Source organism: Chloracidobacterium thermophilum B, from assembly GCF_000226295.1.
Taxonomy (GTDB): Bacteria; Acidobacteriota; Blastocatellia; order Chloracidobacteriales; family Chloracidobacteriaceae; genus Chloracidobacterium; species Chloracidobacterium thermophilum.
The window spans coordinates 2,447,580-2,469,237 of sequence record NC_016024.1 but is presented as its reverse complement, the minus strand read 5'-3'; the positions used below and the strand labels follow the sequence as shown (position 1 = coordinate 2,469,237).

Here is a 21,658-nt window from a genome sequence, read left to right as displayed (position 1 = left end):
TAGAGTGTCACCCGGCGCGGCGGCGCGGCATTTCATCGCCGGAATCATTGGCCGTATCAGGTTGACGGCCGCGCCAGAGTTCGCTTGCGGCCACCTGGCGGGTGGGCGTGATGCGGTATTCCTGCCCGTTGGTGGTCAGGGTGATGTCGCCGTGCAGATCGGTACGGTAGAGCGCAACATCGAGACGGCGCAGGCGGTCAAGCGTCGCCTGCGCGGGGTGGCCGTAGCGGTTCGTCGCGCCACAGGAAATGATGGCTACGGAGGGTGTGGCAGCGCGCAGGAAGCGCTCCCTGGTGGAATGCCGGGAGCCATGGTGGGCTACCTTGAGCACCGTGACCTGGAGCGGCGCACCATCGGTCAGGAGGCGGTCTTCGGTTTCGTCTTCGGCGTCGCCAGTCAGGAGCATGGAAAACTGTCCGTAGTCAAGCCGTACGACGACGGAGTTGGCATTGAGGTCGCTGCCGGAAACATTTTGCAGCCAGGGTTGCCGTGGCCCGAGCACGGAGAGGGTGATGCCGTTGTCGAGATTGAACTTCTGTCCGGCTTGGGCCAGCGTGAGTCGTCCGACGTGCTTTTTGACGGCTTCGAGCATGCGGCGGTAGGTCAGCGTGGTGTGTTCCTGTCCGCTGTCGAGGAAGTTTTTGACCTTGAAGCTTTCCAGAACGTAGCCCATGCCGCCGATGTGGTCGGCGTGGGGGTGGGTGGCGATGACGAGGTCGAGTTCGGCGATGCCCTGCTGTCGTAAAAATGCCACCACCTTTGACCCGGCTTCGGCCGGCCCGGCATCAATGAGGATGGTTTTCTTCTCTGGCGTGACGATGAGGTAGCTGTCGCCCTGGCCAACGTCAATGGCGTGGATGTGCAGCAGTTTTCCGGCCAGCGGCGGCGGTCCGGGAATGAGCCGGTCACGGAAATGCCACAGCAGCCAGAGTGAGGCCGCAGCCAGACCGAGCAGGCCAACAACCAGCAGGCAACCCTGCCATCCACGGCGCGCAGATGATGAACGGCGATCCTTACGCATGGGTGCTTCCCCAGGGAGCGCGGGCGTCCCGCCCGCACCCTGGCAGGGGTGTGGGCATTTTGCCTGCCTGAACTCTAACGAATGGTGTTCATCCGTCGCTACGCGACGAGGCTGGGAGTGCGGGCGTCCCGCCCGCATGGGGGTGTGTGGGCAACCGTGATCCGTGGGTTGAAACCCATACCCCGGCGTTGAAACGCCGGGCTAAATTCAATCGTCGCTGACGCGACGCGGGAGGATCTCAACCCGGCGGTGTCGTGATTGCCCGCACATAACGATGTGGATTTTGGGATACCTACGCCGTAGGACGGAAACCCGTGGACGTGGGCCGTTGGTCGTGGGCTGCAACGCATTTCTGCCGCGTAGCGGCCACTGAATTTAGCCGTGGGTTTGAACCCACGGATCGTGGGTTCACCCACGATGGGTTTCAACCCACGGAATTTTTGCCGCGTCAGCGGCAACTGAATTTAGCCGTGGGTTTGAACCCACGGATCGCGGTGCCACCCAATCGTCCCCGTCGCGTCAGCGACGGATGAATGCCGTCCGTCGGGGATTCGTGCGGGTGGAATCAACCCAAGGGGTGTTTCCGGTGGCCATTCCGTTCACATCACAAGGGTTGTATTCAACCGTCGCTGACGCGACGGAAAATGATTGGTGGGCGACCGTGGTCCGTGGGTTGAAACCCACGGCAAAATTCAGTTGCCGCTGACGCGGCAAAAATTCCGTGGGTTGAAACCCATCGTGGGTGAACCCACGATCCGTGGGTTAAAACCCACGGCTAAATTCAGTGGCCGCTACGCGGCAGAAATGCGTTGCAGCCCACGACCAACGGCCCACGTCCACGGGTTTCCGTCCTACGGCGTAGGTATCCCAAAATCCACATCGTTATGTGCGGGCAATCACGACACCGCCGGGTTGAGATCCTCCCGCGTCGCGTCAGCGACGGTTGAATTTAGCCCGGCGTTTCAACGCCGGGGTACGGGTTTTCAACCCACGGATCACGTCGCCCCCGAGCGCCCCCGTCGCGTAGCGACGGTTGAATTGAATCATCCCACGTCCCCAACCCCACACCGCTGGGTTGACATCCCCATTATCGCGCCGCGACGGGCCACCTTCCCCGCGGGCGGGACGCCCGCGCTCCCAAGCTCGTTTCACCACGACACACCTGCTCTCCCAACAGCAGAATAGCCGTCATCGGCAAGCTGCCGGGCGCGGAGGTTGGCGTTGGGCGTCGCACGGGTGTCCACGGTGAAGTCAATGTGCTCGAAGCCCGCAAGCCCCTTGATGACCAGCCGTTCGCCAACCTTGCGGGAAAAATCCGGCGCGTCATCGGGGCCGGTGCGGTACGTAAAGGCCCGCAAAATCACGGCAAAGGGTTTGCCATCAGCCAGTCGCCACTCGGCTTTGCGCCCTTTTTCGCGGGTGTAGCCGGGGGCCTGTCCCTCGGCAAGCAGACGCGAAAAGCTCCGGTTGCGCGCTTCGACGAAAATATCGGCCGCGAAGGCGCTGAAACTCACCAGGAGGCGATAGTTGCCATAACCGGTGCAGTACATCGGCGCGTCACTGCCTTCTGAAGCCCCTGTGTTGTCGTAACGGCAGCGCAGGTTGAGGTCGGTGTAGGCGCTGGTAAAGGCCACCGGTGCGGCAGCGCGGCCGGGCAGTGTCATCGCAAGCAGCACAAGCGCCGCCAGCAACGCAATGCCGTATCTTTGGAAGCAGAAACGATGGACTGTCATCATGGGCTATCCTTTCCGGGAAGGGTCTTTTTCGCGCGCCGCCAGTTCGAGTGCCTTCAGGCGGGCTTCGAGATGCTGGACATGTTTGAGCAGGTCAGGAAGTCGCGCCTGGGCCGCCGAGACGCGCAGCCATTGCCGGCGGTCCACTGCCGGATAGCCGGCGACCTGTTGCCCGGCCGGGACATCGTTCGGAATGCCGCTCTGGGCCAGTGCCGTAACGCCGTCGCCAATCGTCAGGTGGCCGGCGACGCCAACCTGCCCGGCGAGGATGACCCGTGAGCCAATCGTGGCGCTGCCGGCAATCCCAACCTGGGCGCACAGCAGGGTGTCCTCCCCGACTTCGACGGCATGACCAATCTGCACGAGGTTGTCGAGCTTGGCGCCGCGCCGGATGCGGGTTTCCCCCACGCTGGGACGGTCAATCTGTGTACCGGCGCCGATTTCCACGTCGTCTTCAATGATGACGCGCCCGGCCTGCGGGATTTTTTCCCAGCTTCCATCCGGGCGCTTGGCATAGCCGAAACCATCACAGCCAATGGTGACGTGGTTGTGGACAGTAACCCGGCAGCCAAGTTCGACCTGTTCCCGGATGACAACGTGGGCGTGAAGCACCGAGTCGTCGCCGATGCGGGCGCCGTCATAAATGACCGTGTGGGCGAAAAGCCGGACCCGGTCGCCCAGAACGACGTTTTCACCGACAACCACATAGGGTCCAACAGATACTTCCGCCCCTAGCCGCGCCGAGGGCGCAATGATCGCTGTGGGATGAATGCCGGGCGAAGGCCGCGGCGGCCGGTAAAACCAGCCAGCCATGCGGGCAAAGGCCAGGTAGGCGTCCGGTGCACGGACGACCGGGCAGGGCAGCCCTTCCGTGGCAACACCCTGACTGACGATGATCGCCGCCGCGCGCGTCGTCCGGGCTTTGGCCGCGTAGCGTGGGTTCGACAGAAAGGTAAGCTCCGTGGGCCCGGCTTCGTCGAGGCCAGCCACGCCCGTGATAACGATTTCGGCCGCATCGGCTGTCCCTTCCACCGTGTAGCCAAAGGCAGCCGCAAGGTCACGGAGAGTGGGCGCAGATGGAAGGTGGTTCATGGTGCAGGTGGAGTGCCATCCGGCTTGACGACTTCGAGTTCAAAATAGACTTCTTTTCCCCGGACGACGGCATTCAGATATTGTTCCCAGAAACGCCGCAGGAAACGCCAGCGGGGATGGCGACGATCCAGATTGACGAGCCATTCCAGTCCACAGGCGCGCCACAGGTTCAGAAGCGTAACGTAGGGCGGGCGCTGACGAAAGCGCACCGGGGCGTAGAAGTCAAACACTTCCTGCCCGACGGTCAGGTTGCGAAAGGAATAACTGTTGAGATGGTTGCGGTGGGTCAGATCGGTGGCAAAGTCGGGATTCGTCCAGTGGGGGGCCACGAGCAGAACCCAGCCGCCGGGACGCACGATGCGGTGCAGTTCAATGATGACCGCCAGCGGTGATTGAACGTGCTCGATGACGTGCCGCCCGATGACGGCATCGAAGGCGTGTTCGGGAAATGGGTAGGGCACGTCATCGAGGTTGTGAACCAGATCGGCGTCCGCGTGGGGGTTGGCATCCATCCCCAGCGCGCCGGGGGTTTTGTTGCGTCCGCAGCCAATGTCCAGGACGCGCTGGCCCGCCAGCCGCGCCATCCACTGGGCGAGGACATCAGGCATAGATGCCGCGCAGTGCCAGGTCGCGTCCCATGTGCTGAACACCCACGAGATAGCTGGCATCCCGCAGGTTCACGCCGTAGGTCTCGGCCGCCTTGACGACATTGTGGTACATCGCCGTGACTTTGTCGCGGAGACGCTCCAGGACGACGTGCCGCCGCCAGCGGAAGCCAATCCGGTTCTGCACCCACTCGAAGTACCGCACGATGGTGCCGCCGGATTCGCCCATAATCGCCGGGATAACGTAAATGTCCGAGTCGTCAAGGATTTGGCTGGCCTCGACCGTGCTGGCCCCGTACGCGGCTTCGCACAGGATACGGCAGCGGAGTTTGTAGGCGTTTTTGGCCGTGATCTGGTTTTGCAGGTAGGCCGGGACGAGCACATCGCAGTCGATGGTGAGCAGTTCTTCGTCAGTGAGGGTGTCGGCTTCGGTGTAACCGGCCAGTGAGCCGTTGTGGGCGAAGTATTCCAGCACATCCGGGACATCGAGGCCGTCGGGATGATAGACACCGCCGCCGGAATCAGTAATTGCAATGACCTTGTAGCCGGCCTGGTGAAGCAGCTTGGCAGCCGAACCGCCACGGCGTCCGGCTCCCTGGATGGCAACCCGTGGTTGGGCCGGTTTGTTGCCCAGGTGCTTGAATGTGGCATCAAGCAGACACCAGACGCCGTAGCCGACGGATTCGTGCGAGCCGTGCGAGCCGCCCAGTTCGAGTGGTTTGCCGGTAACGATGGCCGTAACGGTCTGGCGCGCATGCATCGAGTAGGTGTCCATAATCCATGCCATGACCTGCTGATCGGTACTGAAATCCGGTGCCAGGATGTCCCGTTCGGTGCCGATGATGTCGAGGATTTCAACGACATACCGGCGGGTCAGACGTTCGAGTTCGTGAATGGAGAGTTGGTTGGGATCACAAATGATGCCCCCCATCGAGCCGCCAAAGGGCACATCAGCAACGGCGGAGGTGAGGGTGGCCCAGAGCGCCAGAGCGCGCAGGTCATCGAGGGTCAGGTCAGGACGGTAGCGCAATCCGCCGTGCATCGGCCCCATGGCGACGTGATGCTGCACGCGGTAGCCGGGGAAAATCTGGATTTCTCCCGAATCCATCTCGACCGGCAGGTTGACGGCCAGTTCCCGGCCGGGCAGACCCAAAATGAGCCGGTAGTTGGGGTCCAGGTTCAGGATGTCGGCCGCCCGGTTGAAATACATGCTCACGACGCGCGTCATGCGCGATTTCCCGTCCGGTTGCGAGTCAAGATCAGGAAGTGAATGCGAGGAGAGGGACAGGAGGGGGTTGCTCATAAACGTAAGTCCTTGGTGAAGTGGGAAGTGACACCGTAAACAGGTTTTTACACCGGGCTGGTGACGAATTTCATTCGTTTTTTGGCCGGACGGCTTCCGGCAGCGTCAATTTCCGGCGTCATGGGCTAGGCTGTGATCAGTAGTTGGTCTATCCCCCGGCTGAAGCTTGCCGATGAGGTTCCGGGGCTGCGTCGCGCCGGAGTGCATCCGTGGTATGTCAACACACCTGTTTCGTCGTTTCGTCACCATTTTCCGGGTTCTGCTGCCCTTTTTTCTCGCCTGGCTGGTGAGTTTCCTGCCCCTTGGATCCCGCGCGGCACGCCAAGCCCGCGCGGCGCGCCGGTTACGTGAGGCGCTGGAGCAGTTGGGCATTGTGTTCATCAAGGTGGGGCAGGTCGTCGGCGTCCGTACGGACACCCTGCCGCCGCCGTACGCCGCTGAACTGGCCCGGCTTCAGGATGCTGTCCGCCCGGTGCCCATCCACCTGGTGAAACCCTTTCTCGAACGTGAGTACGGGCGCGTGCTGTCGGAACTGTTCGAGCGTTTTGACCCGGAACCGCTGGCAACGGCCAGCATCGGGCAGGTTCACCGGGCGCAGTGGCGTGGGCGTGAAATCGTCGTCAAGTTTCTCAAACCGGACACGCTCCAGTTGCTGGAAACCGATTTCGAGCTGATCCGGCGGATGGCGGGCGCATTGCGCCGGGTGTCGGGAACGCCCATCTGGGAAGACATCCTGACCGTTGTGGGACGCTTTGAAGCCGGGTTTCGGGAAGAGGCTGACTTTGCCGCCGAGCGCCGGCATGCCATCCGTTTGCGGGAAATACTGGCGCCGTTTCCCGATGTCGTCGTGCCGGAGACAATTGACGAACTGTGTACGCCGCGGGTGCTGGCGCTGGAGTTTGTGGATGGCTGCCGGATTGCCGATGTGGAGGCCGTGCGGCGGATTGTCCGCCAGCCCCGGCGTCTGCTCGACCGTCTGGTGCACCTGTATGCTTACATGATTCTGTGTGAGGGCTACTACCATGCCGATCCGCATCCGGGGAACTTTCTGGTGCTGCCGGACGGACGCCTGGCGTTGCTCGACTTTGGCATGGTGCAGACGCTTCGGGTGGAAACCCGGCAGGCGCTGACCGATCTGGTGCGCGCGGCGCTGCGCGGCCACACCGATGAAGTCGTGGAAGGATTTTACCGGCTGGGTCTCGTCGCACCTGACACGCCGCGTGACCAGGCCCGGGCTGCCATTGCCGAGATTGGTCAGATCAACGTCCTGCAATCGAATACCAAAAACCGTATTGCTGCCGTCGGCGAGGCCGTCGAACGCAGCCGGGTGCGGTTTCTGCTGCCGGAAGACCTGGCCTATGCCTTTCGCCTGATCCAGATGCTCGAAGGCGTGGCGTCCTACTATCAGCCGGGCTGGAATGTCATTGCCGACGGCGGGGCCGGGATACAGGCGGCGCTTGAAGACCTGGTGAGTGGTGTTGCTGCCCGGCGTGCAGAAAGACGTCCGGCAGGCGATGCGGCACAGGCTGCATCAATGCGGTTGGTGGCCAATGGTGCGCGTCTGCGCCCGGCGGAAAGCCCCGTGCGACGGTTGTTCCAGAGCGTGCAGGCGTGGCTGGCGCCGGTGGCCGAGCGTCTTGACAGTATGGCTGCGCCGGAAGTTGGAACAGCCGAACGCAGACCAGAGCTGTCGCCGGTAAGCAACGGGACAACAGCGCCCCGGGCCCAGGATGGGTGACAGAAAACTCAGGAAAAACCGTGGCGGGAAAACAGTGCCGGAGGAGAGACTCGAACTCTCACGGGGTTGCCCCCACCGGATTTTGAGTCCGGCGCGTCTACCATTCCACCACTCCGGCAGCCGAAAAAGCAGCGCACGAGTATAGTCAGCCGGCCTGTAGAATGTAAAGACACGCCGGGAGCCACGTGCGCAGCCGCCCCGGCAGAAGGGCCGAAAAGAACGGCTATGTCCTTGAAATGGCTGGCTTTGAGCGCGATTGGCCGGGATGGACTTTTTTTTGACGCTACACGCTGTGTTTGCTACATTCACGGGCTTGTTTACGTCGTTATCTACAGACGTAATTCCAGGCACGAGGGCAGGTGATGAAAGCAAAGCTCGAGGAGGTCGCACAGACCTATGGTATTGAAAACTGGGGCGCCGGGTACTTCAGCATCAACAAAAAAGGCCATCTGGTCGTGCATCCCAGCGAGTATGACCGCCGTGGGGCTGACCTGATGGAAATCCTGGAAGACCTTCAGCGTCGTCGTATTCATGCCCCTCTGCTCCTGCGTTTTCCACAAATTCTTGTCAACCAGATGAAAAAATTGACCGGGGCCTTTCGGAGTGCCATCCGTGAGTTCGACTACAAGGGGCGGTACTACGGCGTGTTTCCGATGAAGGTCAATCCCCGGCGGGAAGTTGTCGAGGAGTTTTTGCGTGCCGGCCGGCGCTATGACTTCGGAATCGAGGTCGGCAGCAAGCCGGAACTCTATGCGGCGCTGGCCAACGAGCAATCAGCCGATTCCCTGATGATTTGCAACGGATTCAAGGATGAAAGTTACATCCGCATGGCGTTGCTGGGGACGGAACTGGGGAAAAATGTCGTCATTGTCATCGAGAAGATCGGCGAACTGGAAATGGTCATCCAGTTGGCGCGGGAAATAGGTGTTTCTCCACTGCTTGGGATTCGCGTCAAGCTCTACTCGAAAGGGAGCGGCCGGTGGGAAAAATCTGGTGGTGAATCAGCCAAATTTGGTTTGACGACAAGCGAAATCCTGGAAGTTATCCGTGTGCTGCGCGAGCATGAAATGGTGGATTCGCTCCGTCTGCTCCACTTTCACATCGGCTCCCAGATCACGAGCATCAAGCGAGTCAAGAACGCCATCAAGGAAGCTGCACGGGTCTATGCCAAGATTCGGGCCATGAAGATTGACATTGACTATCTGGATGTCGGTGGCGGACTTGGTGTGGACTATGACGGCAGCCGGACGAGTTCAGAATCCTCGGCCAACTATACCGTCCAGGAATTTGCCAATGATGTGGTTTATACCATCAAAAGCGTCTGCGAGGACGAGGACGTACCGGAACCAAACATCATTACGGAGTCCGGGCGGATGCTGACCTCCTACCACGCCGTGCTTGTGGCCAATATCCGGGCGGAAATCGAAACGGTGGTGGGGGAGTACGAAGCCGTCAAGGTGGATGACAATGATCCCCAGGTCATCGTCGAACTCAAGGACCTGTGCATGGGCATCAACTCGAAAAACTATGCCGAGTATTACCACGATGCCATCGAGCACAAGGATGAACTCTACACACTGTTCAATCTGGGCTTGATTTCCCTCGAAGACCGGGCCAAAGGAGAAATTCTTTTCTGGGAGGTTTGCGAACGGACGGCCAAGTATGCCCAGAATGACAAGAGCATGATGGAAGAATATGAAGAACTGCGGCAGATGTTGGCCGCAAAGTATCTGTGTAACTTTTCCATCTTCCGTTCGCTTCCCGATAGCTGGGCCATCAATCAACTGTTTCCGATTATGCCACTCCACAAACTGGACAAGACCCCGACGGAGTTGGCGACCCTGGTGGACATCACCTGTGATTCGGACGGCGTAATTGACAAGTTTGTGGACCTGAAAGACATCAAGGAAACACTCGAACTCCATCCCTTCAAAGGAGAGCCGTATTTTCTGGGCGTGTTTCTCGTCGGGGCCTATCAGGAAGTGATGGGAAGTGGCCACAACCTGTTTGGGCCACTCAACGAGGCGCACATTGTGATTGAAGATGAAGGCTACCTCATTACGAAGGTTGTTCCGGGAGGGACCCTGGGTGAAGCCGTGGAGACGGCGCGTTATGAGCAGTCAGCACTCCAGGAGGGCTTTGGCGAACTGGCAGCGGAGCAGGTCAAACGTGGGCGGCTGTCGGCGGAACGCGCCAACGAGTTATGCCGGCAGTATGAAAGCTATGTGTCCTGCTATACCTATCTGAGCTGAACCGAAAGCGCGCCTCGGCTTTGTCGAGTGGCTCCGGCGGTGGTGATGGTTTTGGCCTGTATTGATGTTGAGAAGCTGGCGCGCCGAACCCACGCTCTGGCATACGAAACAAGAGATCATGAGCAAGAAAGCGAAAGCATCGCCGTATCTGAAACGCCCAACCGACCCCATCGAAATTGACCGTGACCGAAGCGTGGCCGGGCTGTTGGCGAAGTTTGAGGCGACTTCTTTTCAGGCCCGCAATCTGGCCATTGCCCACAACATCTGGCTCAACATGCTCGATGACACCTGCACGATTGTGCTGGGGGTGAGTGGCCCGCTGATTCCGGCCGGAATGCGGCGGCTGCTTGCCTGGCTGATTCGCAACCGGTATGTGGACGTAATCATCACCGACGGGCTGACGGTTTTTCACGACGTGCATGAATCACTCGGACGCCAGCACTACCAGGGTTCACCGCTGACGGCCCAAAGTGAGCTTCAGTCGCATGGGATTGCCCGGCTGTACGACACGCTGTTGAGCGAAGAAGAAGTGCGGGAAGCTGACGAGTGGCTGCGCAGCTTCGTCAACATGCAGGACCTGACGCGGCCCTACCCTACCCGCGAGTTTTTGAACCTCCTCGGCCACGAACTGGCCGAGATAGCCAACGAAGATGGGATTTTGACCGCGGCGTACAAGGCACGCATTCCGGTGTTTTGTCCCGGCGTGACGACCTCGCCGCTGGTGCGCGGCATTGCTGCCGGGCGGATTGACCGCAAGTCGCCGTTTCTGTTCGATGTCATTCAGGATGTGGTCGAGATGGCTCACATTCTGTTGGGTTCCACCAATGTCGGCGGACTGTACTTTGGGTCAAGTCTGTGTAGTGACTTCGTACGCCAGGCCCAGGCCACCGGGACGGTTGTCAATGCCCGTTTGCGACCGCTGAAGTACGTCGTGCAGGTGACACTGGAGGGCGGTGCTATGTGGCATCCGGTTGAGGATGCTGACAACTGGAGTCGGGCGGCAAAAGAACTACGGAGCGTGACGACCTACTGTGATCCCACGATTGCCCTCCCGATGCTGGTGACGGCGCTGACGCAGAGTGCCACCCGCCAGATCAAGGCCCGGCGAAAGCCGACCTTCACGCTGGGGCGCGATCTGGTGATGATCACCACGTAGGATGCCGACGCCCAATGGAGCTACAACACAGGGGGCGCTGTCCGCTTCGGAACCGGCTATGAACAGGCATTTTTACGAGGTGATGGTCGAAACCCAATTCTCGGCCGCCCATGCCCTGCGCCACTACCGGGGACAGGGCGAATCCGTACACGGCCACAACTGGCGGATTCAGGTGTTTGTCCGGGGGGAAAAACTGGACGGGAACCATATCCTGGTTGACTTTCGGGCGGTCCGCGAAGCAACTGAGGAAGTCATGCACTACCTTGACCACAAGCACCTCAACGAACTGCCGCCTTTTGACCGGGAACTTAACCCTTCGACGGAAAACATTGCCGCTTTCGTGTTTCACCAGGTCGCCAAGCGCATCAACACGCCGCACTATCAGGTGACACTCGTGCGCGCCTGGGAAACGCCCACCACCATGGCTGCCTATGGGCTGGCTTGATGGCCATGGAAACGGTGGATGTCCTGCCCCTGAACCTGCTGGACGCCTATGCCTGTTGGGAACTCAACCGCCGGTGTTTTCCTGAACGTGAGACCTACGATCTGGCGACATTCCGCGTCCTGCTCGATTCGCCGGATTCGGTTTCCTACAAGGCGTTGGACGGACAGCGTCGCATGGTGGGCTTTCTGGTCGGGCTGGTGGACCGCGACGCTTCGCTGGGACGTGGCCGGGGGCAATTGTTGGGCAGCGGACACATCATTGCCGTCGGCGTTGCGCCGGAAGCACGTCGCCAGGGACATGCACGCCGCCTGCTGGAAGCCGCCGAGCGTGGGTTCCGGCGCCGTGGCATAACGATTGTCCACCTTGAAGTTCACGCCACAAATGTTGCTGCCTGCCAGCTCTATACCAACGCCGGATACAGCGTGACCCAGCGTCTGGCACGCTATTACGCCGATGGCGATGATGCCCTCAAGATGGTCAAGGCGCTGGCCTGACGCTGTGGAGCGCCCGTTCGGCGGCAGCAAAGAGGATGGTTTCGGGAACGTCCCGGCCTGTCCAGCGGGCGAGTTGTTCGGCGGCCTGTGCGATGAGCATGGGAAGCCCGTCGAGCGTGGCTATACCCTGCTGGCTGGCAGCCTGCAAAAGCGCTGTGTGCCGTGGGCGGTAGATGAGGTCATAGACCCAGGCCAGCCCTTCCAGCCGTTCTGGAGGCACTGGGCAGGCACCTTCGGCATAACCGGCCATACCGACCGGGGTAGTGTTGACGAGTCCCACAAACCGCCGTCCGTGGAAATCGTCCAACGGTACAATGGGGACGTCAAACCGGGCGCCAAGGTCCTGTGCACGGGCGGGATGGCGGGCAAACACGGTGACTTGGGCACCGGCCGCGACGAGTCCGCAGACGACCGCCTGGGCCGCACCACCCGCGCCCAGAACGGCCACCGGCTCTCCTTCCACGGCAAATCGCTGCTGCAACGGACGCATTGCTCCGGCGACATCGGTGTTGTCGCCGATGAGTTCCTGCCCGGAAACCAGAATGGTGTTGACCGCGCCGACACGCGCCGCCGTTGCCGTGAGCCGGTCAAGGTAAGGGAGGATGGCGACCTTGTGGGGCAGGGTGACGCTGTAGCCCCCAACCGTCCAGGGAAGACGCCGGGTGCGGGGGTGAATGGCGTCGCGTAAAAACGGCGCGAGGTCGTCCGGGGAGACTTCAACGGGGATGTAAACCCAGTTGAGTCCAAGGTGGGCAAAGGCGGCATTGTGCAGGTCTTTGGAAAGGGAGTGCGCAACGGGGCAGCCCAGAAGTCCGGCCACAATGGTGTGGCGGTCGAGGGAGGACAGACGGAAGGTTTCGCGGAGTTCGGTGGCGGTGAGTTGTCCCGGAGCCACGGCCCGGCCATCGTGGCCCGTGCTGTAAGTCCAGCGCGCGCCGTAAGCCGGGCCGAGAATGCGCGTCAGAACGCCCAGCCCGCCCATTCCGACCGGGATTTTCTGCCAGGTGGAAGGTGTTGCCGAAGGTGTCCCGGTCAGCCAGTCAAACAGGCGACATACGTCATCCGGTTGGTTGACCTTGACCGCCAGTTTGACCGTGCCGGCATGAGGCGGGAAGTGCGCCAGAGCAAAGGCGTGGATGTCGGCCGGTGTCGCCTGAAAGTCGTGATGGGAAACCACGACCCGCGCCCACACCGGATGGTCGGGCGGATAAGTCGGCAGAAGCTGCGCGATGAGATCGGTTTCAAGGTCGAAGGCCTCGGCCGGCGTCGTCAGGGCGCTGTGCCAGAACCGCAGGCGGTCGGCGTGGGAGAGGTCCCGAAAGCCACCCTGTTCGCGGGGGCGAAAGGTGACCACGACCGGCCGGGGACGACGGGGCAGGACGTGGTGAAGCGCCCGGAGCACGGCCTCGACCGAAAGGTTGTGCAGGGCATCAAGGCGCAGCTCCAGCCAGTCCGCCGCCGCGGCCGCCACCGGCAGGGCCGCCAGCAGGTCATCCGGGGTTGAGGCGGCAATTGGGGTGCAAATCACAGGAGAACTTACGGTTACACCTGGAGAAAACGCGCGCGGATGTCCGGCGAAGGAACAAGGCAGGTCTCATACCGCCCGAACAGCCGGTAGCGCATACGGGCAAAGGCATCGTAGAGCCAGTCCCGAAGAAATCCGGGCAGGACATAGCCCAGCGTCAACCAGCGCCACCATCCGCCAAGGTAGGCGGCAATCCGCAGCGCAGCCGTCGAGCGGACGAAAACCTGTTCAATGCCGTCATCCGTGGTTTCGACGAGCACCACCGAGTCCACCGTGGCCAGCCACGGGTGGCAGGCGATGACTTGGTTGCCATATTCACTCTGGAGGGGGGCAAAGTACATCGTCCCTTGGGTGTCATGGGTAATGACGAACCTGACGGCCCAGTTGCAGAAGCCGCACAGCCCGTCGTAGAGCAGGACCTGGCGTGGTTTGGTGGGGGAGGAGGTTGGCATGGATGGCATCTTTGGGTGTGAAGTGAAATCAGTGGTGAACTTACCTGGTCAAATCAATGGCCCAGCCATTTTGAGGCGATATTTTCCGGTTTTCGAGATCCACTTCCCAGATGGCTACCTGTGGCTCCTTCTGGTTGACGAGTTTGATGGTGTACGTCACCCGGCACTTCATACCCTGGCACTCGACCTCCCACCCTTCCACCTGCTCAACTTTTTTTTCTTCGACGAGACGGGTCAGGTAGGCGGTGATGGCTTCGCCAATGTTTCCGCCTCCGCTGGCCGGTGCCCGCTCGACAAGGTGAAGCGCACCGAGTTGTTCTGTCGGGGCGGGCGTGTGCCAGAAGCGGTATTCACTGACTCCGTAACCGAGCAGTCCGAAGAGGATCAGCACGCCACCAAGCAAGGCGATGAGCTGCCAGCGGTTGAGGGGAAGTCCTGGCTTGGCTTCTTCCTGTGCCAGAGTGCCAGTCTTGCCCTTGGTGAGCCTGGCGGTCTTGCCAGCGGCTGTTTTTGCCTTGACTTGGAGTGCCGCGTATTTGCCGGCCAGACCGGTGCTGACGCCAGGCTGCTGCACTTTGGGTGTCGCCAGCTTGCACTTCGGGCACTGGTCAGCATCCACCGGCACTTCGTAAAAACAGCGCGGACATCTCATAGCAGCGTCTTGGCGGGAGAGGGCAAGACCTCCACTGGCGTGTCTTCCTTCCCTGAAGCATGACCGGGAAAGCTGACAAAACGTGTCAGCTTTCCACAATGTGGTAACAAAAATCCGTCACCGGAAAACCACGGTCTGGCTCTTTCCCGGCGCTTCCGTTTCCCGCCCACGATGTGTCACCTCCGGCGCAAGCTTTTCTTGACCAAAGATTTAAGGTCTTTTGTTGCAGATGCGCCAAGCTCCCGGAGGGAGCCGTTTTCATCATTTTGGATCGAAGTTTGCAGAAATCACATTGTGCCAACGTTCAACTCAAGGCAACTCTGCTCCCATTGGGTATGGTCAGGCGAGATGCCTGCTGCCGCTTCCGGTTTCTTGGTGAAGGAGAAGTGAAGGCATGTCGAGCACCTTTTCGCTGGAGCTTCGTCGTCAGACGCCTTATCGTACGCAACGTGGGTTCTCGATGATTGAACTCATCATGGTCGTTTTCATCTTGGGGATTATCACGGCGATTGCCGTGCCTAACTTTGTCAAGGCGCGGGAAACCGCCCGGCGTGGTTGGTTTCAACAGACGGCCCGCACGATTGGGTCATCGCTGGAGATATTTGCCCAGACCAACCGGGGGCGCTACCCAAAGGATGGCATGTTCTACGAAGCACCGGGTGGGGACCCTGTCAAGTGGGAGCGGGATTCGGGCATGCCTTGGTTTGGCTTTTCCAATCCTTCGCAGCAGCCGACTTGGTATATTGACTACCAGGTTCACAACAGCCCCATTGCGCCAGGCGCGCGTTACATTGGGTTGTGCTACTCCGGGTTGCGCAATGCGCCGGCGGACGGCAACATTACCAACAATGCTTCGCTCTGGAATGACTATGGTCAGGGGCAGGAAATTCCCGGCGACAAGCGTCTGATTTTCATCTTTTATCCTGCTGTTCCGCCTGACCGCATCTGTCCCGATTCTGCCTGCAACTAGTTGAAGGTCAACTGGTTATGGTAGGTGGTACGGCTTATCCCGCTTTGGGAAATGCCTGTTCAACAACGTCTCGGGCAACCGGGGCGTTGTCGTTTTTGGGGTTTGTCAGGGAGTTCATCCATGCCGCGTGTCAAAGTTGCCGCACTGACCGAGGTACGTCCGGGGCAGATGCGTCTGTTTGCGTTAGCGTCGCACAAGGTGGTCATTTACAACTGCAACGGCCGCATTCATGCCAGTGAGGCAGGGTGTCCGCACATGGGGGCGTCCTTGCACGAAGGGGTGCTCATCGGGACGGAAGTGACCTGTCCGTGGCATCACTGGTCATTTGATGTGGCGACGGGTGAATGCACCAGCAACCCGCTGGCACCCAAAAGGCTGATGACCTTTCCTGCGACGGTTGAACAGGGCGACGTCTGGGTTGATCTCCCGTGATGAACAACTCCCGGCCGCCTTCGGTTCTCGTTGGTGCCGTCGAGCGTGTGACTTATACCAACCCGGAAACAGGCTACACGGTGTTGCGCCTCCGGGTGAACGGTGAGCGTGAGGCCGTAACGGTGGTCGGGTACTTCCCGGCACTGTCGCCAGGGGCGACGCTCCGTTTGTCCGGGTTCTGGACGACCCATCCCACGCACGGCCCGCAATTCAAAGCTACCCAGCACGAAGTCACCCAGCCGGCAACGCTGGCCGGCATCGAGAAATACCTGGGTTCCGGTCTCATCAAAGGGATCGGCCCTGTCACGGCCCGGCGCATCGTTGCCCACTTCCGGGAAGCCACATTGCAGATCATCGAGACGGACATCCACCGCCTGAGCGAAGTGCCCGGCATCGGCCGCAAGCGCGTTGAGCTGATTGCACAGGCCTGGGAAGCACAGCGCGCTATCAAAGACGTGATGCTGTTTTTGCAGTCGCATGGCGTCTCCACCCACTATGCCGCCAAGATATACAGGCAGTATGGGGCCCGTGCGATTCAGACCGTCATCGAAAATCCCTACCAGCTTGCGCGGGACATCTACGGGGTGGGTTTCAAAACCGCCGACGCGATTGCGGCCAATCTGGGCATAGCGCCGGATGCGGAAATGCGTCTGCGGGCGGCCTGCCTCCACGTGCTTCAGGAAGCCGCCGACCAGGGGCACTGTTTTCTGCCAGAAAGCCGGCTGCTCGCCTCCCTGCAAACGCTTCTGGGCGTGACTGATGCCGAGCGCCTGCACGCTGTCTTGGCAACTCTGACCGCCGAGGCCGAACTGGTGGCCCGTCCGCCCGCGCCGCCTAACGTGCTGGAAGCGAGTTATCACCTGCCGTACCTGTTTTATGCCGAGCAGCATATTGCGCGGCTGCTGCGTGGTCTCACCCTGCGTCCCCTGACCCAACTGGAAGCACCGGCGCGGCAGTGGCTGGACGCCTACGCGGCCAGGGAGTCGCTGCAACTGTCGCCGGAGCAGCAGCAGGCCGTGCTGACGGCGGCAACGCAGCGCGTGGCAGTGGTTACGGGCGGCCCCGGCTGTGGCAAGACAACGACGTTGCGGGCCATCGTTGGTTTGTTCCGCTGGCTTGGGCTGCGGGTTGAGCTGGCGACACCGACCGGACGCGCTGCCCAGCGGCTTTCCGAAGTGACCGGCGTCGAGGCGCGTACCCTGCATCGGCTGCTGGCCTACGATCCGGCCCGGGGACGCTTCACCCACGACAGCGATTACCCACTCGACACGGATGCCGTCATCGTGGACGAAGCCTCGATGCTCGACGCCCCACTGGCTGCGGCGCTGCTCAAGGCCATGCCGGCGCGGGGCCGGCTGCTGCTCGTGGGGGATGTGGACCAGTTGCCTTCCGTCGGCCCGGGCCGGGTGCTGGGGGACATCATTGCCGCCGGAGTCGTGCCGGTCTGCCGTCTGACCCAGGTGTTTCGCCAGGCCGAGGGGAGCGCCATCATCCAGAATGCCCACCGGATTCGGGCAGGGCAGTTTCCCCGGCTCATCCGACCGGATGGCCGGACAACCACCGACTGCTATTTCGTGGCGGCCGACACCCCGGCAGACATCCAGGCGCGACTCGAACAGGTTGTGGCGAGTCTGTCCCGGCGTTTTGGGTACGACCCGGTGAACGACATCCAGGTGTTGACGCCCATGAACCGGGGGGAGATCGGTGCCGTCGAACTCAACCGGCGCTTACAGCAGGCGCTCAATCCGCTGCGTCCGGGGCAGCCTGAAATCGAGCGTCTGGGACGCCGCTTCCGGGTCGGGGATAAGGTCGTGCAGCGTGTCAACAACTACACCCGCGAAGTCTTCAACGGCGACATCGGGCGCATCGTGGACATCCAGCTTGAGGATCAAACCCTGACCGTGAATTACGACGGGCGGTGCGTCACTTATGATTGGGCGGATGTCAACGAACTCAGCCACGGCTTTGCCCTTTCCGTCCACAAAAGCCAGGGGTCGGAGTATCCGGCGGTGGTGATTGTGCTGCATACGCAGGCGTTTCCGGTGCTGAGCCGCAACCTGCTCTACACGGCGCTGACGCGCGCCAAACGGACGGCGGTGCTGCTGGGAACAACCCGTGCCATTGGCTTGGCCGTGCGGCAGGTGGAAGCCGCCCGACGCTACACCTGGCTGGCGGAGGCGCTGCGTGAACCCATCCGGTAGGGCCCGTGATTCGGTCAGCCCGTTTCTTGACAGCCAGGTTGGGGGCAACATAGGCTGGATTGTCATTTTCAATCGTTTACGGGTCAAACGGACAGTCACCCTGGCGGAGAAAGGTTTCCAGCGGCTTCATGCTCAGTGAACGCATTGGCAGTGCTGGCACAAAGGTTCTGGATACACTGGTTCGCTACCTTGCCCGAATCTTTCCCAACCCGAATACGCTGACCTTCATCGGGCTGCTCATCAACATCGGCTGTGCTGTCCTTTATGGATGGGGTCACTTCTTCATTGCCGGACTGGTGATGATCGTGGCCAATCTGTTCGACATGCTCGATGGACGGGTGGCGCGGCTCACCGGACGGGTGACACGGTTTGGCGGCTTCTTTGATTCGGTGCTCGACCGCTACTCGGATGTCATCGTCCTGATCGGCATCATGGTGTTCTATGCGCGGAATACGCCCCAGCACAGTACGCTCTACGTCACACTCGCGGGCATTGCGCTGCTGGGTTCGGTGTTGGTCAGCTACACCCGCGCGCGGGCGGAAAATCTCATCCAGCAGTGCAAGGTCGGCTTTCTGGAGCGCCCGGAACGGGTGGTGCTCATCATCATCGGCTCGCTGACTGAAATCGGCCCGGAAGACAACCCGTTCCTGCACAAAATGCGGGCGGTGCTGTGGGTGCTGGCCGTGTTGTCCCACTGGACGGTCGTGCACCGGATGTACCACACCTATCTGGAAGCCCGGCGACTGGACATGACTGGCGACACGCCCCCGGCTGAGCCGACCACACCGGCCGCGCCGGAACAGGATGGGGTATGGGAACCGGCACTGGCCAAAAAACAGGCGCCCTCCTGGTACCGGGCTACCTAGCAGGCGCTTTAACGCGAGTTATGCGGAGGGCGAAAGACGCCAGATGAAAACAAAACCGCATCCCGGCCCGGAGCGACGGAGGAGGAAACCGGCAACGATGGTATGTCCTTGCTGTGGTCGGAAACATCAAGACTTACAGGCTGGTTGTGTCTGCGGCGCGCGCGCCATCGCCGCGCCACAGACGGATGAAATTGTCGCCCTGCCACGGGTGGGAGAGGCAGTGTGCGGCCTCGCCTGTGCCATTCTGGGGCTGGGAAGTTTCTTTACCCCCTGGCTCATTGTCCCGGCGCTGCTCGGTGCCTATGTGAGTCTGAGGGCCTCCCGCCGGGCGCGGCGCGAACCGGCGCACTTCGGCGGTCTGCGCTGGGCACAGGCTGGCGTGGTGTTGTCCAGTCTGGTGCTGCCGGCGCTGCTGGTGTATGGCGGCTACCGGGCTGCGCGGTGGTATGCTGACGAGCAGGAACGTGCCCGCGCCGCCAGCCGGGCGCGGATGCTCGAACTTGCCCTGGCGATTCAGGCCTACCAGAAGCAGCGGGGGGCACTGCCCTCGCCTCAGCTTCAGGAACTGCGGACGGCAGGGTTGGCACCCAACCTGGTGACGGATGCGTGGGGCAAGAAGCTGCGCTACCAGCCCACGGGTGCATTGGCGGCGACCAGTCCGCTGACCACACCGCTGCTGACCCAGTACAGCATTGTCTCGGCGGGGGCGGATGGCGAGTTTGGCACGGCGGATGACCTGGTGCTTCGGGACGGAGTCTTCGTCCCGGCAACCCCGGACTCTGAGAACTAGCCGCACCGGATGGTTGGCCATGGCGGAAGTACGTTCCCAAGGCACGCTGAGCCGCTGGCGGAGCTGGTGGCAGCGTCTGTTGGGCCGGGAAGACCCGGAGGCCGCCCGGCGACGCTGGTTACGTCAGTCTGGTCGCATCATTGAAGGTGAGGTGCTCGACATCCGCCCGGCAGGCCAGGGCACGTTGGTACGCTACCGGTACGAAGTGGCCAGTGTCGAGTACGAGTCGTTTGACGTGGTGGATACAGCCGGGAGAGAATACCGCTACTGGCCGGGGCAGCGCGTCAGCATCCGGTATGACCGCCGCCGGCCATCGAACTCAATCCTTGACTGAATCCCGCTGACGGGGCAGCCGGTGCGCCTGGCGCAGGGCCCGCTCAATGGCTTCCGGGCGCGAAGGAATGTCGCCGGAAAGCTTGACCAGTCCGGTCTCCGTCACGAGGTAGTCATCTTCGATGCGGATGCCGATGCGTTCGGCCGGAATGTAAACCCCCGGCTCAATGGTGATGACGCTCCCCGGCGGGAGTGGCTGCCCGTAGTCGCCCACGTCGTGAACGTTGAGGCCGATGAAGTGCCCCAGCCCGTGGATGAAAAAGTTGTCCAGGGTCAGGTTGTTGCCGGCACGCAGCGGGCTGGAACGCATCGCCTCCCGGGCGGCCCTGGTCAGGTCACTCATCCGGCTTTTGCCGGGTACAAAGGCTTTGACCGCCGCTTCCTGCGCTGCCAGGACGAGTTCGTAGAGTTCGCGCTGCCGCCGGCTGAACCTGCCGTTGGCCGGAAAGGTACGTGTGATGTCAGCCGTATAGCCCCGGTACTGTGCGCCGACATCCACGACCACGAGATCACCATCCCGAATCTGGTCCCGGTTGCGGTTGTAGTGCAGGATGGTGGCATTCTGCCCGCTCCCGATAATGCAGGGGTAGCCCGGCCGCTCCGCACCGTTACGGTAGAAGGCGGCCAGAACGACGGCCTCGATTTCATACTCGTAGCATCCGACCGTCAGGTGTCTGGGAATATCACGGAAGGCCGCGCCGGTGATGCGGATGGCTTTCCTCAGCAGGTCCACCTCAGCCGGTGTCTTGCACATGCGCATGAGATTGACGGCCGAGCGGGCATCAGTGATGGGAAGTGCCGGGACAGTTTGCTGCACCAGCTCCAGCAGTGTGCGGACGGCCCGTTCTTGCGTCTCCTGCGGGTTGGCGATGAGGTAAATTTTGCTGCCGTCCGGGAGTGCGGCCCCAATTTCCCGTAACACTTGGGAGAGCGTATCGGTCGGCAGGGCTTTTTCCATGCCAAAGCGTTGCTCGGCTTCCTGATCCGGTCCCGGCTGGGGGCCCGTCCAGCGTTCCATCTGCGGGTCGCGGCGCGGAAGAAACAGGATTTCCTGCGCGCCCTGGTAGGGAACCGGAGTGAGCAGCAGCGTTGCGCCCGGCGCTTCCACGCCGGTGAGGTAGAAAAAGTTTTCGTCCTGAAAAAATTTCTCACTCACGCCCAGTGAGGTTTCGATCCGTCCGGGAACAAGCACGATCCCGTCCTTCAACTGCGCCCGCAGGCGCGCCCGCCGCGCCTGGAAGTCAGCCAGCGGTTGCTCGGCCAGCATGGGCACGGACTTGGGAAGGTCCGTGGGAAGGAGGGCCGCCTGGGGCAGCGGCCACGCGCCAAACAACCAAAAGCCAAGCAGAAAAGCAGCGAGCCGGCGTGACATGGGAGGTGGTTGGCTATGAGCGTGAGGTTGCGGCCCGTCCCGCAGCCTGACCGGACAGGAAAGCCTGCCCAATGGCTTTCTCTGGTTGGGTCCGGCGACGGTTCTCCGGTGCCGGCCGGGACTGGTTGAAGCGGATGCAGTGCGCCCAGTAGGACTCGAACCTACGACCTACTGCTTAGAAGGCAGTTGCTCTATCCAACTGAGCTATGGGCGCACAAAACCATTG

Annotated in this window: 20 protein-coding genes and 2 tRNA genes; 11 read left to right on the top strand and 11 right to left on the bottom strand. The window is 61.4% G+C overall.

Going from position 1 to position 21,658, the window contains the following annotated elements; genetic code table 11:
• Positions 1 to 7: 7 nt before the first annotated feature.
• The 5 genes from CABTHER_RS10205 to CABTHER_RS10185 form a co-directional block, all read right to left on the bottom strand.
• On the bottom strand, positions 8 to 1,021 hold the full coding sequence (locus CABTHER_RS10205) for a ComEC/Rec2 family competence protein (RefSeq protein WP_014100563.1): 1,014 nt from the start codon (positions 1,019 to 1,021) through the stop codon (positions 8 to 10).
• A 1,148-nt stretch (positions 1,022 to 2,169) separates the two neighbouring features.
• Positions 2,170 to 2,754: a hypothetical protein gene (locus CABTHER_RS15970; RefSeq protein WP_228374050.1), complete on the bottom strand. Its 585-nt coding sequence runs from the start codon at positions 2,752 to 2,754 to the stop codon at positions 2,170 to 2,172.
• Positions 2,755 to 2,760: 6 nt separating this feature from the next.
• Positions 2,761 to 3,846, bottom strand: coding sequence for a UDP-3-O-(3-hydroxymyristoyl)glucosamine N-acyltransferase (gene lpxD, locus CABTHER_RS10195; protein ID WP_014100561.1), 1,086 nt, complete (start codon positions 3,844 to 3,846; stop codon positions 2,761 to 2,763).
• Positions 3,843 to 4,454 (bottom strand): class I SAM-dependent methyltransferase, encoded by a 612-nt coding sequence (locus tag CABTHER_RS10190; protein ID WP_014100560.1) that lies wholly within the window; start codon positions 4,452 to 4,454, stop codon positions 3,843 to 3,845. Before CABTHER_RS10190 ends, lpxD begins: the two co-directional genes overlap by 4 nt.
• Positions 4,447 to 5,754 carry a Glu/Leu/Phe/Val family dehydrogenase gene (locus tag CABTHER_RS10185; protein WP_148264027.1) on the bottom strand — a complete coding sequence of 436 codons (1,308 nt, stop codon included), beginning with the start codon at positions 5,752 to 5,754 and terminating at the stop codon, positions 4,447 to 4,449. Before CABTHER_RS10185 ends, CABTHER_RS10190 begins: the two co-directional genes overlap by 8 nt.
• Before the next feature lie 214 nt (positions 5,755 to 5,968).
• On the opposite strand from CABTHER_RS10185, the gene CABTHER_RS15965 reads away from it, so the two are divergent.
• Positions 5,969 to 7,492 carry an ABC1 kinase family protein gene (locus tag CABTHER_RS15965; RefSeq protein ID WP_014100557.1) on the top strand — a complete coding sequence of 508 codons (1,524 nt, stop codon included), beginning with the start codon at positions 5,969 to 5,971 and terminating at the stop codon, positions 7,490 to 7,492.
• 35 nt (positions 7,493 to 7,527) lie between these two features.
• Here the strand turns inward: CABTHER_RS15965 and CABTHER_RS10175 are convergent.
• A tRNA-Leu gene (locus CABTHER_RS10175) sits at positions 7,528 to 7,610 on the bottom strand.
• A gap of 244 nt (positions 7,611 to 7,854) precedes the next feature.
• On the opposite strand from CABTHER_RS10175, the gene speA reads away from it, so the two are divergent.
• From speA to CABTHER_RS15960, 4 genes are all read left to right on the top strand, one after another.
• Entirely contained in the window at positions 7,855 to 9,744 is a 1,890-nt protein-coding gene (gene speA, locus CABTHER_RS10170) for a biosynthetic arginine decarboxylase (protein WP_014100556.1), read from the top strand.
• A 118-nt stretch (positions 9,745 to 9,862) separates the two neighbouring features.
• On the top strand, positions 9,863 to 10,900 hold the full coding sequence (locus CABTHER_RS10165; protein ID WP_014100555.1) for a deoxyhypusine synthase family protein: 1,038 nt from the start codon (positions 9,863 to 9,865) through the stop codon (positions 10,898 to 10,900).
• Positions 10,901 to 10,958: 58 nt separating this feature from the next.
• Complete coding sequence (locus CABTHER_RS10160) at positions 10,959 to 11,345, top strand: 6-carboxytetrahydropterin synthase (protein ID WP_014100554.1); 387 nt, start codon at positions 10,959 to 10,961, stop codon at positions 11,343 to 11,345.
• A 5-nt stretch (positions 11,346 to 11,350) separates the two neighbouring features.
• Positions 11,351 to 11,839: a GNAT family N-acetyltransferase gene (locus tag CABTHER_RS15960; RefSeq protein WP_187288373.1), complete on the top strand. Its 489-nt coding sequence runs from the start codon at positions 11,351 to 11,353 to the stop codon at positions 11,837 to 11,839.
• Here the strand turns inward: CABTHER_RS15960 and aroE are convergent.
• The 3 genes from aroE to CABTHER_RS10140 are packed head-to-tail and all read right to left on the bottom strand — an operon-like array spanning position 11,823 to position 14,468.
• Positions 11,823 to 13,367 (bottom strand): shikimate dehydrogenase, encoded by a 1,545-nt coding sequence (gene aroE / locus CABTHER_RS10150; protein WP_014100552.1) that lies wholly within the window; start codon positions 13,365 to 13,367, stop codon positions 11,823 to 11,825. The genes CABTHER_RS15960 and aroE overlap by 17 nt on opposite strands.
• Before the next feature lie 14 nt (positions 13,368 to 13,381).
• Positions 13,382 to 13,816 (bottom strand): thiol-disulfide oxidoreductase DCC family protein, encoded by a 435-nt coding sequence (locus CABTHER_RS10145; RefSeq protein ID WP_014100551.1) that lies wholly within the window; start codon positions 13,814 to 13,816, stop codon positions 13,382 to 13,384.
• Between the two features lie 40 nt (positions 13,817 to 13,856).
• Entirely contained in the window at positions 13,857 to 14,468 is a 612-nt protein-coding gene (locus tag CABTHER_RS10140; RefSeq protein WP_014100550.1) for a hypothetical protein, read from the bottom strand.
• Positions 14,469 to 14,862: 394 nt separating this feature from the next.
• Here CABTHER_RS10140 and CABTHER_RS10135 point away from each other — a divergent pair, with 394 nt between their 5' ends.
• The 6 genes from CABTHER_RS10135 (at position 14,863) to CABTHER_RS10110 (ending at position 20,061) form a co-directional block, all read left to right on the top strand.
• Positions 14,863 to 15,438: a type II secretion system protein gene (locus CABTHER_RS10135; protein ID WP_081464841.1), complete on the top strand. Its 576-nt coding sequence runs from the start codon at positions 14,863 to 14,865 to the stop codon at positions 15,436 to 15,438.
• 120 nt (positions 15,439 to 15,558) lie between these two features.
• Entirely contained in the window at positions 15,559 to 15,870 is a 312-nt protein-coding gene (locus CABTHER_RS10130) for a Rieske (2Fe-2S) protein (RefSeq protein WP_014100548.1), read from the top strand.
• Complete coding sequence (gene recD2, locus CABTHER_RS10125; RefSeq protein ID WP_014100547.1) at positions 15,870 to 18,071, top strand: SF1B family DNA helicase RecD2; 2,202 nt, start codon at positions 15,870 to 15,872, stop codon at positions 18,069 to 18,071. The genes CABTHER_RS10130 and recD2 overlap by 1 nt, the downstream gene beginning before the upstream one ends.
• A gap of 128 nt (positions 18,072 to 18,199) precedes the next feature.
• The gene (locus CABTHER_RS10120; protein WP_014100545.1) at positions 18,200 to 18,937 is read left to right on the top strand and encodes a CDP-alcohol phosphatidyltransferase family protein; all 738 of its coding nucleotides are present in this window, start codon (positions 18,200 to 18,202) and stop codon (positions 18,935 to 18,937) included.
• Positions 18,938 to 19,034: 97 nt separating this feature from the next.
• Positions 19,035 to 19,727 (top strand): hypothetical protein, encoded by a 693-nt coding sequence (locus CABTHER_RS10115; protein WP_187288372.1) that lies wholly within the window; start codon positions 19,035 to 19,037, stop codon positions 19,725 to 19,727.
• Between the two features lie 19 nt (positions 19,728 to 19,746).
• The gene (locus CABTHER_RS10110; RefSeq protein ID WP_014100543.1) at positions 19,747 to 20,061 is read left to right on the top strand and encodes a DUF3592 domain-containing protein; all 315 of its coding nucleotides are present in this window, start codon (positions 19,747 to 19,749) and stop codon (positions 20,059 to 20,061) included.
• Here CABTHER_RS10110 and CABTHER_RS10105 read toward each other — a convergent pair.
• Complete coding sequence (locus tag CABTHER_RS10105; protein ID WP_014100542.1) at positions 20,047 to 21,432, bottom strand: M24 family metallopeptidase; 1,386 nt, start codon at positions 21,430 to 21,432, stop codon at positions 20,047 to 20,049. The genes CABTHER_RS10110 and CABTHER_RS10105 overlap by 15 nt on opposite strands.
• A gap of 140 nt (positions 21,433 to 21,572) precedes the next feature.
• A tRNA-Arg gene (locus CABTHER_RS10100) sits at positions 21,573 to 21,646 on the bottom strand.
• Positions 21,647 to 21,658 lie beyond the last annotated feature (12 nt).